The 15,292-nt window shown below is 61.3% G+C and carries 18 protein-coding genes; 7 read left to right on the top strand and 11 right to left on the bottom strand.

Annotated elements, in window-relative coordinates; all coding sequences use genetic code 11:
* Positions 1–70: 70 nt before the first annotated feature.
* Positions 71–1,183, bottom strand: coding sequence for a site-specific DNA-methyltransferase (locus EK16_RS06920; RefSeq protein ID WP_038035476.1), 1,113 nt, complete (start codon positions 1,181–1,183; stop codon positions 71–73).
* Between the two features lie 271 nt (positions 1,184–1,454).
* On the opposite strand from EK16_RS06920, the gene EK16_RS06915 reads away from it, so the two are divergent.
* Positions 1,455–1,823, top strand: a complete 369-nt coding sequence (locus EK16_RS06915) for a hypothetical protein (protein WP_038035475.1) — start codon at positions 1,455–1,457, stop codon at positions 1,821–1,823.
* Between the two features lie 152 nt (positions 1,824–1,975).
* On the opposite strand, the gene EK16_RS06910 is transcribed toward EK16_RS06915, so the two are convergent.
* On the bottom strand, positions 1,976–3,661 hold the full coding sequence (locus EK16_RS06910; RefSeq protein WP_038035474.1) for an NAD+ synthase: 1,686 nt from the start codon (positions 3,659–3,661) through the stop codon (positions 1,976–1,978).
* A gap of 150 nt (positions 3,662–3,811) precedes the next feature.
* Here EK16_RS06910 and EK16_RS06905 point away from each other — a divergent pair, with 150 nt between their 5' ends.
* Positions 3,812–4,735, top strand: coding sequence for a sensor histidine kinase (locus tag EK16_RS06905; RefSeq protein ID WP_038035473.1), 924 nt, complete (start codon positions 3,812–3,814; stop codon positions 4,733–4,735).
* Between the two features lie 128 nt (positions 4,736–4,863).
* Here the strand turns inward: EK16_RS06905 and EK16_RS06900 are convergent, their stop codons facing one another.
* The 6 genes from EK16_RS06900 to EK16_RS06875 form a co-directional block, all read right to left on the bottom strand.
* A complete protein-coding gene (locus EK16_RS06900) occupies positions 4,864–5,361 on the bottom strand; it encodes a F0F1 ATP synthase subunit B family protein (RefSeq protein ID WP_051929038.1) in 498 nt (165 codons plus the stop codon).
* Between the two features lie 47 nt (positions 5,362–5,408).
* Positions 5,409–5,894, bottom strand: coding sequence for a F0F1 ATP synthase subunit B family protein (locus EK16_RS06895; RefSeq protein WP_051929037.1), 486 nt, complete (start codon positions 5,892–5,894; stop codon positions 5,409–5,411).
* 164 nt (positions 5,895–6,058) lie between these two features.
* Positions 6,059–6,283: a F0F1 ATP synthase subunit C gene (locus EK16_RS06890; RefSeq protein ID WP_038035472.1), complete on the bottom strand. Its 225-nt coding sequence runs from the start codon at positions 6,281–6,283 to the stop codon at positions 6,059–6,061.
* A gap of 103 nt (positions 6,284–6,386) precedes the next feature.
* Positions 6,387–7,157, bottom strand: coding sequence for a F0F1 ATP synthase subunit A (locus EK16_RS06885; RefSeq protein WP_051929036.1), 771 nt, complete (start codon positions 7,155–7,157; stop codon positions 6,387–6,389).
* 188 nt (positions 7,158–7,345) lie between these two features.
* A complete protein-coding gene (locus tag EK16_RS06880) occupies positions 7,346–7,795 on the bottom strand; it encodes an AtpZ/AtpI family protein (protein ID WP_038035471.1) in 450 nt (149 codons plus the stop codon).
* Positions 7,796–7,837: 42 nt separating this feature from the next.
* Positions 7,838–8,320, bottom strand: coding sequence for a low molecular weight protein-tyrosine-phosphatase (locus EK16_RS06875; protein WP_038035470.1), 483 nt, complete (start codon positions 8,318–8,320; stop codon positions 7,838–7,840).
* 296 nt (positions 8,321–8,616) lie between these two features.
* On the opposite strand from EK16_RS06875, the gene EK16_RS06870 reads away from it, so the two are divergent.
* Positions 8,617–9,360, top strand: coding sequence for a Bax inhibitor-1/YccA family protein (locus EK16_RS06870; RefSeq protein WP_038035469.1), 744 nt, complete (start codon positions 8,617–8,619; stop codon positions 9,358–9,360).
* 517 nt (positions 9,361–9,877) lie between these two features.
* On the opposite strand, the gene EK16_RS11515 is transcribed toward EK16_RS06870, so the two are convergent.
* On the bottom strand, positions 9,878–10,348 hold the full coding sequence (locus EK16_RS11515; RefSeq protein WP_197059637.1) for a c-type cytochrome: 471 nt from the start codon (positions 10,346–10,348) through the stop codon (positions 9,878–9,880).
* Positions 10,349–10,513: 165 nt separating this feature from the next.
* On the bottom strand, positions 10,514–10,678 hold the full coding sequence (locus EK16_RS12250) for a hypothetical protein (protein WP_156098512.1): 165 nt from the start codon (positions 10,676–10,678) through the stop codon (positions 10,514–10,516).
* Here EK16_RS12250 and EK16_RS12420 point away from each other — a divergent pair.
* From EK16_RS12420 to EK16_RS06850, 4 genes are all read left to right on the top strand, one after another.
* A complete protein-coding gene (locus EK16_RS12420; protein ID WP_197059636.1) occupies positions 10,677–10,829 on the top strand; it encodes a hypothetical protein in 153 nt (50 codons plus the stop codon). The two genes, EK16_RS12250 and EK16_RS12420, sit on opposite strands and share 2 nt — an antisense overlap.
* A 69-nt stretch (positions 10,830–10,898) precedes the next feature.
* Entirely contained in the window at positions 10,899–12,164 is a 1,266-nt protein-coding gene (gene lysA / locus EK16_RS06860; protein WP_038035468.1) for a diaminopimelate decarboxylase, read from the top strand.
* Positions 12,165–12,417: 253 nt separating this feature from the next.
* Complete coding sequence (locus EK16_RS11905) at positions 12,418–13,587, top strand: NapC/NirT family cytochrome c (RefSeq protein ID WP_081910333.1); 1,170 nt, start codon at positions 12,418–12,420, stop codon at positions 13,585–13,587.
* Positions 13,588–13,747: 160 nt separating this feature from the next.
* Positions 13,748–14,392, top strand: a complete 645-nt coding sequence (locus tag EK16_RS06850; RefSeq protein ID WP_051929034.1) for a tetratricopeptide repeat protein — start codon at positions 13,748–13,750, stop codon at positions 14,390–14,392.
* Positions 14,393–14,470: 78 nt separating this feature from the next.
* On the opposite strand, the gene EK16_RS06845 is transcribed toward EK16_RS06850, so the two are convergent.
* Positions 14,471–15,274, bottom strand: a complete 804-nt coding sequence (locus EK16_RS06845; RefSeq protein ID WP_051929131.1) for an ABC transporter ATP-binding protein — start codon at positions 15,272–15,274, stop codon at positions 14,471–14,473.
* Between the last annotated feature and the right edge of the window lie 18 nt (positions 15,275–15,292).

Raw genomic sequence — 15,292 nt, 5'->3', positions numbered from 1 at the left:
CTGCGCTCGATGAAGATCCCGCCCGCATGGGACAAACCGGTATGTGCATGAAAAACGCCGCGCCAGAACGTCAGGAGGCCAGTTCCTTCATTTCGGCGCGGATCTGCTGCCTGAACATGTCGATGGGAACAAGCCGCCCCTTGCGGCGCACGTGCCAGAATGTCCAGCCGTTGCAGGCCTCCATGCCCTGAACATGTGCGCCGATCTTGTGAATGGAGCCGGTGGCATCACCCGCCACCAGCGAGCCATCCGCCCGCACCTTGGCGGAATAACGCTGCTGCGCATCCACCAGCACCTCGCCCGGCTTGATCAGGCCGCGCTCCAGCAGCATGCCGAACGGCACCCGCGGCTCGGCCCGTTTGCCGCGCGAAACCGAAAGCGCCTCGCCATTCAGCCGCCGTACCTTCGCAATCCGCGCCCGCGCTGCCTCGGCATAGGCGGCATCGCGCTCAATGCCGATGAAGCGCCGCCCAAGGCGCTTGGCTACCGCCGCCGTGGTGCCCGACCCGAGGAAAGGATCCAGCACGATATCGCCCGGCTTGGTGGAGGCCAGAATCACCCGATGCAAAAGCGCCTCCGGCTTCTGGGTGGGGTGCAGTTTCTTGCCCTTCTCGTCCTTGAGGCGTTCCGCGCCGGTGCAAATGGGCAAAAGCCAGTCGGAACGCATCTGAACATCGCCGTTGAGCGCTTTCATTGCTTCATAGTTGAAGGTGTAGCGCGCCTTTTCGCTCCGCGCTGCCCAGATGAGCGTCTCATGCGCATTGGTAAAGCGCCGCCCGCGGAAATTGGGCATGGGGTTGCTCTTGCGCCAGATGATGTCATTGAGGATCCAGAAGCCCAGATCCTGTAAGATTGTGCCGACGCGAAAGATGTTGTGATAGGAGCCAATCACCCACAGCGTACCGTCTGGCTTGAGAATGCGGCGGCATTCCGCCAGCCAGGCGCGGGTGAAATCGTCATAGGCCGCAAAGGAATCAAAGCGGTCCCACGCATCGGTCACGCCCTGAACGCGCGACTGATCCGGACGATGCAGGGCCTTGTCGGAAAGCTGAAGGTTATAGGGGGGATCGGCAAACACCAGATCGACGCTGCGCGACGGAATGCGCCGCAGCTCCTGCAGGCAGTCACCGACAATGACCTGATCCAGCAGCGGCTTGATATCCCCCTTGGCCTCAAAGCCCATGACCCTGACATCCCCCCTGACGCATGACAAACACACAGATCAAGGCCGCCTCTGGCCGCCTTTGCCCGAAGGCGTGCCATCCCCAGGCGACAGGGAAAGGATAGGGCCGGCCTGCACGGGGCTGAATCGCTTTTGTGTTTCGTGGTTAACGCCCCATTGACCATCGCCGCGGCTGAAAACGAAGCCTTTGCTTCCCATATAGACAGGAAAAGGGGCAGGCCCGGATATCCTGGAGCCTGTGGTGTGTCATTCAGGAAGGGGAGAAACCGAAATGAGCATAGAGGCCCATGTCGCCGTCGTGCGCAGCTGGAGCGTGCACATGTCCTTTCGCACGGCGGAAGGCGGCATCGCCCGCCATACCATCACCCTGAAATTCCGTCCCAACGGCGAGCCCCTGCGCCATGCCTATCTGCATTTCATCTCCGGCGGGCAGGGCAAGGAAAGCACCTATTCGGAAAGCAGCCTGTCCATCGCGCTGCCCTATGAGGAATTCCGTGACTGGCTGCATATCCTGCAGACGGAATCGCCGCTGACGTTCACCTGGACGGTGGACACCAAGAGCGGCAAGGTCATGGGCGTTTCCCTCTTCACCGGCGAGGAGCCCCCCGGCGAAGGTCTCGCCGATGCCGATTCGCAATAGATTTTGGCAGACCATGCTGTGTCTTCAGACAAGCACGCACCACCCGCACCCATTCTGTATGGGTGTGGGTGTTGCGCTCATTCTGCCCATGCAGGAATGATCCACCACCCTTTCGCATCCGGGCGGTCTGCCCGCCCGCGTGACCCTCCCGATCAAGGGCGCTCGCGAAAGGCGTTGGTGATGGGATACCGGCGGTCGCGGCCGAAGTTGCGCCGGGTGATCTTCACACCCGGCGCGGCCTGCCGGCGTTTGTATTCGGCCACATAGAGCATGTTCTGCACCTTGGCCACGAGCGCGACATCGAAACCATGCCGTTCGGCGATGTCTTCCACCGCCGCTTCCTCCTCGATCAGCCCGCGCAAGATGGCATCCAGCACCTCATAGGGCGGCAAGGTGTCCTGATCCGTCTGGTGTGGTCTCAGCTCCGCCGTTGGCGGACGCGTGATCACGCTTTCCGGGATCACGGGACCTTCCGGTCCGTGACAATCCGGCGGCCGCATCTGGTTGCGCAGGCGGGCGAGCCTGTAGACATCCGTCTTGTAGACATCCTTGATCGGGTTGAAGCCCCCGTTCATGTCGCCATAGAGCGTGGCATAGCCCACCGCCATTTCCGACTTATTGCCCGTGGTCAGCACCAGCGCGCCGAACTTGTTGGAAATGGCCATGAGGATGGTGCCGCGCGTGCGCGATTGCAGGTTCTCCTCGGTCACATCGAAGGTGGTGCCCGCGAACATGTCCTTCAGAGCGTCGAGAAAGCCCCTCACCGGCTTATGAATGGGCACCACGTCATAGCGCACGCCCAGGGCCTGGGCCACGTCATGCGCATCCTTGAGCGATTCCTGGGATGTATATTCATAGGGCAGCATCACGCAATGCACCCGCTCCGGCCCCAGGGCATCGGCGGCAATGGTGGCCACCACCGAGGAGTCGATGCCGCCCGACAGCCCCATGACCACGCCGGGAAACCTGTTTTTCTCCACATAGTCGCGCGTGCCCAGCACACAGGCGCGCCAGACCGCTTCCATGCCGAAGGGGCGCTCCGCACAGGTCTCCGGCAGAAAGCGCCAGCCCTCCGCCGTTTTCTCCAGCGCCACCGTCAGGGTATCTTCCGCGAAGGACTGCATGCGCCAGGGCACGTCCGGCTGCGTGTCATCAGGCGCGGGATGGGGGTTGACGGCAAAGGAGCCCCCGTCGAACACCAGCTCGTCCTGCCCGCCGACGAGATTGAGATAGGCAAGCGGCCGCCCGGTTTCGGCCACGCGCTCACGCATGAGATGCAGGCGCACATCGAACTTCTCCACCTCGAAAGGCGAGCCGTTGATCACGATGAAGGCATCCGCCCCCTTTTCCGCCAGATGGGCGCAGACCTGGGGTTTCCAGGCATCCTCACAGATGGGAACGCCAAGACGCACCCCCCTGAATTCCACCGGATCCGGCAGCGGGCCGGCCGTAAACACCCGCTTTTCGTCAAAAACGCCATAGTTGGGCAGGTCATGCTTGAAGCGCAGGGCCTTGATCGCCCCGTCGGCCAAGAGCGCCACAGCGTTGTAGGGTTTGTCCCCATCCAGCCACGGCGTGCCCACGATCACACCCGGACCGCCCGCATGCGTCTCTTTCGCCAGCGCCTCCACCGCCCGCATGCAGGCGCGCACGAAAACCGGACGCATCACCAGATCCTCCGGCGGATATCCGGCGATGAACAGCTCCGGCAGGATGACGAGATCCGCTCCATCCGCCCGCCCCTCGGCCAGGGCGGAACGGACGCGCGCGGCATTGCCCTCGACATCGCCGACAAGGGCATTCAGCTGGGCAAAGGTTATGCGCAGACGCGTGCTCATGAGCACGATGTTTACGGGGCCATGCGCCTGAAAGCAATGCGCGTAAGGGTCTATGACAAATCAGTAATACGCCCATTAAGGGTGTTTTAAGACCTGTCGGATACAACCTTGGGTGTTCCTGGTCGAACGTCCCTTGTGTCTTCGTTCCCTATGACGGTGGAAGACAGAAGAAACGAAGCCACTCGTCATTCCGTCTCTGCCGACGACGGGGCGAAGAGCGGTACGGCGGGCAGCCCGGAAAGGGCGGCCCGCCGTGCCCGCCACAGGCTTATCAGGGCTCTGGCCCAGGACTTCCGAACCCCGCTGGACCTTATCATCGGCAACGCTGACCTTCTTCTTTCCCCCGATCACGCCGGCCGTCTCGATCCGGAGATGCTGCTGTCGGTCAAGACCATGCGCTCCGCCGGCCGCATCCTGTTGCGCAACATCACCGATCTTTTGGACCTCATGCGCCTGGAAGCCGGTGAAGTGCATCCGGAGCCGGAAGGAGTCTCCCTTCAGGCAATCATCGATCGCGCCATGTGTGGACTCGCCGCAGAAGCGGCGGAACGCGACATATCCCTCGCCGCGGAATTCTTCTGGCAACAAGAGCCGCAAGTCCATCTGGATCGCCGCCTGCTTCTGCAAGGCTTGAATCGTCTGTTCCGGCATGCTCTGGCTGTTAACGGGCCGGACGGGCATGTCGCCATGCGCTGCTGGCGCACGACGGGTGAACGGGAAGAGGCGCACATGGCCGTTTTCTTCGGCCTTGGTATCTATAGTGCCGATCACTTAAGGCGCGCCTGGGAGGACGAAGCCGGCCTGCCCGAACTGGGCCTGAGCGATCTGGCCAGCAATCATGCCCTGCCTCTTGCGCGCGGGCTTCTCGGCATGGGCGGTGCAAGGCTTGCCCTCTCACTTGCGCCCCATGAAGACATCCAGGCCCTGCTGAACCCGGACGTTCGCGCAAAGACAACGTGCAAAGACGCCATTGCACGTTTCGCCGATTCCCTGAACACGGAAAGCCGCGCCTGCCTGCTCGTCAGCTGGCCTGTGCATTGGCCACGGGGGAGGAAGAAGAAAAAGGCACACTGAAATGCAGCCGCACTGCAGCGGTTCATCACGTCCCTCCCCTTTCTGAAACAGAAGCCGCATGACGAAAAGCGAAAGGCCGCCCTGCCGGACGGCCTTCAACATTCCGGATCATTCATGGGAACGGGCAATCAGTGAAGCCGCTCACTGATCGTCTTGACCGAATCGTCGATCAGCTTCGTGGCTTTCGCTCCCTTGATGTGCTTGCGCAGAACCTCTTCTGCCGTGGCGACCGAAAGCTCGGCGGCATGGGTGCGAATGTCCTGCACCGCCTCGATCTCCGCGCGCTTGATGGCATCCTCCGCCGCGGCCCGCCGCCGCTCTATCATGGCCTCGAAATCCCGCCGCATTTCCGCCGCCAGGGCCTCGGCTTCCTGCTTGGCCACGTCAAGGATCTCCTGCACGTCCCGTTCCGCCTGCTTGCGCTTGGCTTCGTGGCTGGCCAGAAGTTTCTGGGCCTCCTCGCGCAACTTGCGCGCATCTTCCAGCTCCTGGCGGATGAGATCGGCCCGCTCGTCGAGAATGGCGCCAACGCGCGCCGGCACCTTGTAATAAAGCGCTGCGCCGACGAGAATCACGAAGGCCACGGCCACCCAGAATTCGATATCCGACAGGAGTTCGAGCATCATCCGCCTCCTTGCACCAGCACGCGAAAAATGAGCGCCAAAAAAGGAGCCTATCCGCGCAGTCTTTTTTCCAGCGCGCTTTTCAGCTCCTTCTCCTCCACCGTCTCACCCGCCACTTTGGCCACAATCTCGCCGGCGAGATCCGTAACGGCCTCTTCAATGCCCTTCAGGGCCTTCTCCTTGGCCTCGCGCACCTGTTTCTCGGCAAGGGCAATCTTCTCCGCCAGCTCCGTTTCGATGCGCTGGCGCTCCTCGCTCAGTTCCCGGGAAATTTTCTCGCGTGTCTCGGCGATCATCGCCCGCGCCTGCTCTCGCGCATCCCGGATCGCCGTCTCATAGGCCTCAAGCGCCGCCTCAGCATCGCGCCGCAGCCGTTCGGCCTCCTCGATATCGTCCTGAATGCGCGAGCGCCGGTGTTCGATGGCTGCGCCGATGGCCGGAAGCGCCTTCCTGGCCACGATCCAGTAGAGAAGGCCGAAGGTGATGATCAGCCAGAAGATCTGAGACGGATAGGTGGATATCTCCAGGTGCGGCATGACCTGATTTCCTCTCGCAGATGGCTCCGGCAAGGCGCCTCATCCCGCCGATCCCGGGCGGAATGCCGAAGACCGGCGGGATGATGAGTTCTTTCAGAAAAACCTGCACATGCCAGGCCCGAAGCTCCGCCCGGCTTCTCCCGTTATCGCCCGATGAAGGAAAATCAGGCATACAGGATCAGCATGGCGAGACCGAAACCGATCAGACCGGTCGCCTCCGCCAGGGCGAAGCCCATGAGCAGGTTCATGCGCTGGCTGTCTGCTGCAGCGGGATTGCGCAGGGCTCCGGCGAGATAGTTGCCGAAGATGTGACCGATACCGATGCCGGCACCTCCCAGAGCGACCGCTGCCAGACCGGCGCCGATGTAGCGTGCAGCTTCAGCTTCCATGGACCACACTCCTTTGATTGGTTGAAAGGGTTGTTTCGTTGTTTCCTTTGTTGGCCTTCCGGCCTGTTGCCGGATTGCTGCTTTGCTCCAATCCGTTCCTGCTTCAGTGATTCATGTGCAGGGCGTCGTTGAGATAAATGGTGGTCAGCAACGCGAACACGAACGCCTGCAGAAAGGCCACCAGAAATTCCAGAGCCGTGATCGCCACCAGAATTGCCAGCGGCAGCCAGCCGCCAAGAATGCCCAGCATGATCACGAAGGCTCCAAAAATCTTGAACAGGATGTGCCCCGCCGTCATGTTGGCCGCCAGGCGGATGGACAGGGTGATCGGCCGCAGCAGATAGGAAAACACCTCAATGGGCACGATCAGCGGCAACATCAAGAGAGGCACCCCCTTGGGCACGAACAGGCGAAGATAACCCGCCCCATGCTTGATGAAGCCCACCACGGTGGCCAGCACGAACACGAAGATCGCCAGCGTGAAGGTGACGGCGATATGGCTGGTGACCGTGAAGGAGTAGGGAATGAGGCTTAGGGTGTTGGCCGCAAAGATGAACATGAACAGGGTGAAGATGAGCGGAAAGAAGGCGCGGCCGGCGTCTCCCAGGGTATCGCGCACCATGCTGGCGACGAATTCGTAGGAGACCTCCTTCATGGATTGCCAGCGCCCCGGCACCAGGCGCGTACCGCCGCCCAGCAGGAACACGGCCAGCACGACAAGCGTGATCACCATCCACAGCGAGGAATTGGTGAACGACAGATCCAGCGCCCCGATCTTGAGCGGCACGATCGGCTGAATTGCGAACTGATGCAGGGGATCGATCCCCTTTTCAGCGCCATGCTCGGCTGCGGCCGCCGCCGCTTCCGCTGCCATGTTCGCTGCACTCGCCATGTTCGGCTCCGTCATGTCGAATGACGCCATCCGCCCCGCCAGCCTTGGCAAAGAGGGCGGATGCCGTTCCGATTGCGACTGCCTTCCGCGATATGACGGACACAACGTGCATCCGTCATCCGGATCGCGCCCCTTTTATCCTTGTCCGCGCACAATCTCAACGGCCAATTTCATACGTCATTGGGCGGATTGCCGCAGGTTTCGCCCTTTCTTCCGCCATGCGAATGCAAGGGCGCCCGCTCTGTCTCCGCGTCCTTTTCCGAACCTCGCGTTTTCATTTCCCCGCGCATGATGTTGCGCACGGCCGCGGCAAGGCCAATCAGCAGGAAAAGAACGATGAAAAGCGGACGCGTGCCCGCCCAGCGGTCCAGCCAGTACCCGATGAACAGACCAAAGGCGATGCCCGCCGCCAGCTCCGCAAGCAGGCGCACGGCCGTATTCAGGGCCGCTCCTGCGTCTCTTGCCGCGCCTGCCTCGCCCTTGCGCCGGCTGCCTCGCGTCGCCTTGAAGCGCTCAATGCGCGCTTTCAGCTCCTCAAGCCGGGCCTGCTCATCCGCCCCGCCGGGGCGATCCTTTTGAAGCGTGCGAAGCTCTTTTTCTTTTCGCGGCGAAGGCATCATGCTGATTAATTATCATTACGGGGCAGGCGCCTGAGAAAGGCTTCACCGCCCCGGACCGTTCAGGCGCTCTTCCACATGATCGGCAAGGCCGCGCGCCGCCTCTTCCAGAAGGGACAGCACATAGGCAAATCCCTCCTCGCCGCCATAATAGGGATCCGGCACCTCATCCTCCGGAGCGGAGGGCGCAAACTCCATGAACAGCCGCACCTTTTCCGCATGTTCCGGCCCGGCCATGCGCAAAAGGTGATCCAGGTTTTCACGATCCATGGCCAGCACAAGATCATAATGCGCAAGGTCCTGTCGCGTCACCTGCCGTCCGCGCAGATGGGCAATGTTGTAGCCCCGCGTCCCTGCCGCCTTCACCGCCCGCGGATCCGGCGGCTCGCCTACATGCCAGTCGCTGGTGCCAGCCGAATCGATCTCCACGCGCTCACCCAGGCCCCGACGCGCGATCTCGGCGCGGAACACGCCCTCGGCCATGGGCGAGCGGCAGATGTTGCCCAGGCAGACAAAAAGGATCTTCATGAAGCCTTAACCTTCCCGTCAATGCGTGTCAGGAAGCCATGCTCCCTGACGAAGAATTAAGGTGGTTTTGCGCCCGCATGCTATAGAATGGATAGGGACATGTGCCAATGCCTCTGTCCGGAAACCTTTTGCCGCAACAGTTGCATTCCGGAAACGGAATCGCCATATGGCGCAAAGCGGCTTTCCGGCATAAGATGGCAGCACACAGAACGCATGGAGAGAGCGCCTCTCCGGACAAACATGCACGAACCATTACCAACGCAACAAACATCGACGAGGGAACGGAGCAGACGCACATGAACAGATACGATCTCAGACCGACGGCGCAGACCGACGCCCGCGTTGGCGCCCGCGCCCGGATTGACGAAGGCCTGCGCAGCTATATGCTGCGGGTCTACAACTACATGGCGCTCGGCGTGGCCTGGACGGCCATCGTCACCCTTTTCCTGGGCCTCAATCCGCCGCTGATGCTCACGCTGGCCACGGGCATCGGCATGTGGGTTGTCTTTTTCGCCCTGCTGGCCCTGGGCTGGTTTGCGCCGCGCCTGATCTTTTCCGGCAATGCCGCAACCGCCTGGCTGGCCTATTTCGCCTATGCCACGCTCTGGGGCGTGCTGATCTCGCCGATGGTCTTCTTCTACCTCAGCATGAACCCGGCCATCGTCGTGCGCGCCTTGCTGATCACGGCCATCACCTTTGGCGCCACATCCCTTGCCGGATACGTGACGAAGAAGGATCTTTCCGGCTTTTCCGGGTTCTTCTTCATGGCCTCCATCGGTCTGCTCATCGCCATCGTGGTGAATGCCATCTTCTTCCAGTCCACAATGGCGAGCCTGATCACCTCCATCCTGGTGGTTCTGCTGTTTGCCGGCGTCACGGCCTGGGAGACTCAGACCATCAAGCAGATGTATGTGGAGGGTGATCTGCCCGAGATGGCGCGCTCCAAGGCCATCTTTGGCGCCTTTGCCCTTTATGGCAGCTTCGTCACGCTGTTCATCCACATCCTGAACATTCTGGGCATCATGAGCAGCGATGACTGAGCGCCGCGCTCCCTGAAGCTGCAGATTCGCAGATTCATTTCTGCAGCCTTCAGTGATCAGGAGACACACAGGATTTTCCGGCCCGGCATCAGGCACGATGCCGGGCTTTTTTATCCCTCACGCTCATATGCAGACATGCGCCGCCCCAATGGGCCCTCACACCGTCTCGCCTAAAAAGAGAGGCGTTGGGCAATGTCTTGAGCATAGGGTTGCGAAACTGACGCAAACCGACGCCTGATCGCCACGATTTCGGCACGATTTCATCACCCTCTGGTCATCAGCATGGATGATTCTTTTACGCGTTGCCTCAGCAGAAGGCCCGGCACCCGGCAGGATGTTGCGCGGCAGACGGTCCAGCCAAGCCCCCCAGCCCCGTTCCGTCTGCCCGCTCCCGCCAAAAGGTGCCGGGCCGCTTTTTTACTCACAAGGCCGGAGCCCCCATCCGGAAACCAAAACAGGCTCCGGAAAGAACCAGAGCCTGCATGATGCACGATTGTTGGATAAGAAAACCAACCTGTCACATCTTTTTGGGCAGGCGGTATTCCTTGTGACACGCCTTGCAGCCGTCATTGCCAAGGGCCATCACCGCCTTGGCCAGCTTCTCTTTCGTATCCGCCCCTTCGATCTTGCCGGCAAGAGTAATGGCCTTGTCGAAAAGGGCGTTGAACTCATCCTTCATCAGCCAGATTTCCGGCTTGGCGCGTGTCTCGCCCTTGTCGGAGCCTTCAGGAAAGTTCGCCTTGGCTTTCTCAAGTGCGGCCATGAGCGCCTTGGCATGCGCTTTCACCGCCGCCGCATCAAAGGCCATCTCACCCTTCACCATGCCCACAAGCGGCTTGAAATTCTTCTTCGCCTCCTTCATGGCCATCTTGCGCTCGGCAATGGGGCCACCCTCCGCCCCGCCTTTCATCATGCCGGACGCCATGACCATGCCGGCCATGGCAACCATGCCGGTCGCAAACGCAGCCACCGCCAAACGTTTCTTCATGCCTGTCATTGTTTCCATCCTCTTGATAGGACCAAACCCTGTTTGGAGCCGCCATGGGACGGCCCGCTCACATGAAAATCCCCTGTCCTGCCCATGCGCTTTCGCATGGCTGTCCCGCGGGGAATGCTGGGGAGCACATCCAATTTATCATTATTCTAATGTGCATCAACGAAAAAGTGCCGAAATGCCCTGTTCCCGCTCTGACAATTTCGTGAGCGGCGCCTTGCCGTTGCGCGATGAAGAAATCAGGAGTGCTTGGTTCCGCGCCGCTTTTGGCCTATCAGAAAAATGAAACTTGAAAGCCACATCCGCTTCGGGGACTTCGGCCATGAACCGCCTGCACAAGATTCTGATCGCCATTTTGTCTGCCGCTTTCCTTGCCGCCTGCGGTGCCGCTGGCAAGCCCGAACCGCCACCGGGAGCCAAGAAACCGGATCCGGACCGCGAGATCGTTCTCGATCCGTTGATCCGCGAGCGTTAACACTTAGAAGACGCAATCAATTCTCCAGAGACCACAGGATGGATTGTTCCCTCAGGGACGAGGATCTTCATGCATCATTTTGAATACAGAAACGGCATTCTCCATGCCGAAGACATCCCCATCCCCCGCATTGCCGAGGAGGTGGGCACACCGGCCTACATCTATTCCCAGGCCACCATCCTGCGTCACTTTGATGTTTTCGATGCGGCCTTCGCCGGTGATCCGCATCTGGTCTGCTATGCCGTGAAGGCCAATTCCAATCAGGCGGTGCTCAGGCTGCTTGCCGATCGCGGTGCCGGCTTCGATATCGTTTCCGGCGGCGAGCTGGAGCGCCTGCGCGCGCTTGGTGTGCCTGGCGAACGCATCGTCTATTCCGGCGTGGGCAAGACGGCGCAGGAAATGGCCGCGGCGCTTCAGATGGGCATTCGTTGCTTCAACGTCGAATCCTGGCCCGAGCTGGAAAGGCTCTCCCGTGTCGCCATCGGCGTGGGCAAGACGGCTCCTGTCTCCATCCGCATCAACCCGGATGTGGATGCCAAAACGCACGAGAAGATCAGCACCGGCCGCCGCGCCGACAAGTTCGGCATCTCCTGGCTCGCTGCCCGCGAGATCTATGCCCGCGCCGCCCGCCTGCCCGGCATCACCATCCGCGGTGTGGACATGCATATCGGCAGTCAGATCACCGATCTTGAACCGTTTGAGCGGGCCTTTGCCCTGCTGGCGGAGATGGTGGAACAGCTCCGCGCCGACGGGCATGACATCCGCCATGTCGATCTCGGCGGCGGCCTGGGCGTGCCCTATCACGGCGATACCGACATTCCGCCCCATCCCGACGACTATGCCGCCATGGTCCGCCGCATCTTCGGTCACCTCGATGTGGAATACCTTATCGAGCCGGGCCGGCTCATTGTCGGCAACGCCGGCATCCTCATCGGCCGCGTCCTCTATGTGAAGGAGCAGGAGGACAAGATCTTCGTCATTACCGACATTGGCATGAACGATCTCATCCGCCCCACGCTCTATGAAGCCTTTCATCACATCCTGCCGGTGCAGCAGCGCCCCGATGATGCGCCGCTGTTCACCGTTGATGTTGTGGGGCCGGTTTGCGAAACCGGCGACTATATCGCGCGCGATCGCGCTCTGCCGCAGCTGGAGCCGGGCGAACTCATCGCGGTCATGACCGCGGGCGCCTATGGCGCCGTGCAATCCTCCTGTTACAACACCCGCCCGCTGGCGCCGGAGGTTCTCGTGAACGGCGAGACATTCGCCCTTGTCCGCCCCCGTTTCGAGATCAGCGACATCATCGGCCTCGACAGGCTTGCCCCCTGGCAGTGATACCAAGTTGTGTAAAGGCTGACCGGTGAAATCGCCCCGCGCCCCCACCCAAGCCCTTGTTTTTCATAATTGGGGGGTTGGGTGGGGGCGTGGGGCGGTGGGCGGTTCATTATGCAGGGTGGTATGAGAGGCTCCTTCAGCAATCTTCTTGTTCGCAATTGACAATCATCAAGTACCTGTGCCCCTCCTGCCGCCATAGGAAGGGCCGCCTTTTTGGCATGAGGGGAAGGAAAACACTCAGGAGAGGGTCTGCATGCGCGCGTTCTGGCGTGGAAGTCTTTTTGCGGCCATTGGTCTGATCGTGCTTGGCGCCATTCTCTGGGGCGGTTTTCTCACCGCGCTGGAGGCCACGAACCGCACCGGTTTCTGCATCTCCTGTCACGAGATGCGGGACAACATCTGGCCCGATTACAAGCAGTCCGCCCACTATGCCAACCGCACCGGCGTGTCTGCCGAATGTGCGGACTGTCACGTGCCCAAGGCCCTGGGGCCAAAGCTGTGGCGCAAGCTGCTGGCCGCCAACGATCTGTGGCACACGATCATCGGCAGTGTGGATACGCCTGAGAAGTTCGAGAAAAAGCGCCTCACCCTCGCCAGGCGCGTCTGGGCCCGCATGAAGGCCAGTGATTCCGGTACTTGCCGCTCCTGTCACAATGCCGAGCGCATGGATCCTGCCCGTCAGGCCCGCTTCGCCCGCCGCATTCATGAGGATGCCTTCAGGCAGGGCAAGACCTGCATCGACTGCCACAAGGGCATCACCCATCGCCTGCCGAAGGACATGCCAAAGGAAGAGCGGCTGGTGGAAGACACCAGCAAGTGGAAGGACGATCCCGATTACGCCGAAGAGATCATGATGACCTGCGCGCCCTGCCACGGCCCCAAGGGGCAGGGCAAGCCGGACGGTACCTATCCGCGCCTCGCCGGGCTTGATCCGGTCTACCTCGCCCGTCAGCTGCGCGCCTTCAAGGCGAGAAAACGCATCAACATTCCCATGCAGCCCTACGCCACCGAGCGCGAACTGCCGGAAGAGGACGTACAGATCATCTCGCTCTATCTCTCCCGCATCAAGCTGCCCAACCGCCTGGGCAAGATCGACAAGAAGAATTTCGATCCGCTCGCGGTGCTGCAGCGCTCCAAGATGGTGGTGAACGTGCCCCTGTGGCGGCGCGGCAAGGTGGAGGCCGGCGCCCGCCTCTACGCCCGGGAATGCGCCGGCTGCCATGGCAAAAAGGGAGAGGGCGACCCCAACCGCGCCATTCCGCCCCTGACCGGACAGTACAGCGCCTATCTCAAGCGCCAGATCAAGGCCTTCGCCGAAGGCCGCCGGCAGCATGACGATCCGCGCGATGCCGCCATCTTCGCAAGCTTCAGCGAAGGCGAGATCGACGACATCCTCGCCTGGCTCTCCGTTCAGGACGACTGAACGGCCCACCCCTGAAAACGATGTGCGGGGCGGTCGGCTCCGATCGCCCCGCAAACTGTGCCTTGCTGCCGAAAAAGCGGTGCACGAGCTGCTTACCGCAATGGGGATGCAAGCCTGATCATGCCCTTGTCCCTGATTGGCCAGGCGTTATGATGCGTGCATGCGCAAGATCCTGAACATCCTCTTCGTTTCTTTCCTGCTGGCAGGTGGTGAGGCCTCCGCCGTTTCCGCGGCGCCTAAGGCGGTTCCCGCACCCCCGAAGGCTGAAAAGACAAAGCCCGATGCCGGCAAGGATACCCGCAGGAATGCGGATCCCGGCCAAACCCGCGCCGATCTGCTCGATTCGCTGTTTGCGCGCCTGCATCAGGCTGATGATCCCGCCACCGCTTCCGTCATCGCGCAAAGCATCCGCGACATTCTGGCAAAACCGGATTCCCCTTCTGCCGCCGTCTTGCTGTCTCAGGCCGATCGCGCCTTGAAGGCGGGACGCATCGATGTCGCCCTTGATCTTCTCGATCTGCTCACCGAGCGCTACCCCGAGTTTGCCGAAGGCTGGTATCGCCGCGCCCTTGCCCGTTATCTCATGGAGGATCGCAAGGGCGCCCTTGCCGATCTTGACAGAACACTTGCGCTGGAGCCGCGCCATTATGAGGCATGGATGACCAAAGGCTCCATCCTGCAGGAGATGAAACGCTTGCGCGAGGCGCTCACGGCCTTTGAGGCGGCCAGCACCATCTATCCTGCGCTCAAATCGGCGCAGGATGCCGTGCGCGAGCTGCGCTTCAAGCTTGATCAGCAGATCTGATCGCCCCGTCCATCACCATCCCGGCGCGGCGCGAACGCGGAGCATGCACCACAAGCATGTCTCTTCCGGCAAACGCCTTTAGCCACCGAGGAAGAGACGGCCTACGTCCGGGTCTTCCAGCAGTTCATCGCCCGGTCCGGCCTTGGCCAGCTGCCCGGAAACCAGAACATAGCCGATATCGGCGAACTCCAGCCCCTTTTTTGCGTTCTGCTCGACCATGATGATGGTCTTGCCTTCCGTGCGCTGCAGATCATCGAGAATTTCAAACACCATGTCGATGAACCGCGGCTCCAGACCGATGGAGGGCTCATCCACCAGCAGCACCTCAGGCTCCATGACCAGGGCGCGCGAAATCTCCAGAAGCCGCCGCTCACCGCCGGAGAGCACCCGCGCCGGCTGGTTGCGCCGCGCCGCCAGCCGCGGATATTTCTCAAAGACGCGCTCGGCCGCCTCTTTCGCCTCTTCCGGCCTGTCCTTGAGAAAGCCGCCCATCCACAGGTTCTCTTCCACCGTCATGTCGGGGAAGACGGAATTGTCCTGCAGGATATAGGCCACGCCGGCTTCCTTCAGCTTCTGGTTCGGCTTCATGTGGGTGACATCCCGCTCGCCGATGCGGATGACACCGGAATAGATGTTGGTGAAGCCGAAAATGGAATGCAGCACTGTGGATTTGCCCGCGCCGTTCGGGCCGATCAGACACAAGGACTGCCCCTTGCCCAGGCGCAGCTCCATGCCGTGCAGAATTTCCATGCGCCCATAACCGGCGTGAAGCTTCTCAATGGAAACAAAAGCATCGCCCCCGGCCAGATGCAAAAGCTCCTCCGGCGTCGGCGCGTTTTCGGCGATCCTTTCCGCCTCCCGCGCCACGGCGTCCACGGACATCACCACATCCACGCCGCC

This window comes from Thermopetrobacter sp. TC1 (genome assembly GCF_000746275.1).
GTDB lineage: Bacteria > Pseudomonadota > Alphaproteobacteria > Rhizobiales > Aestuariivirgaceae > Thermopetrobacter.
Note: the sequence above shows the minus strand (reverse complement) of the source record. Positions and strands in the feature narration are given on the sequence as shown.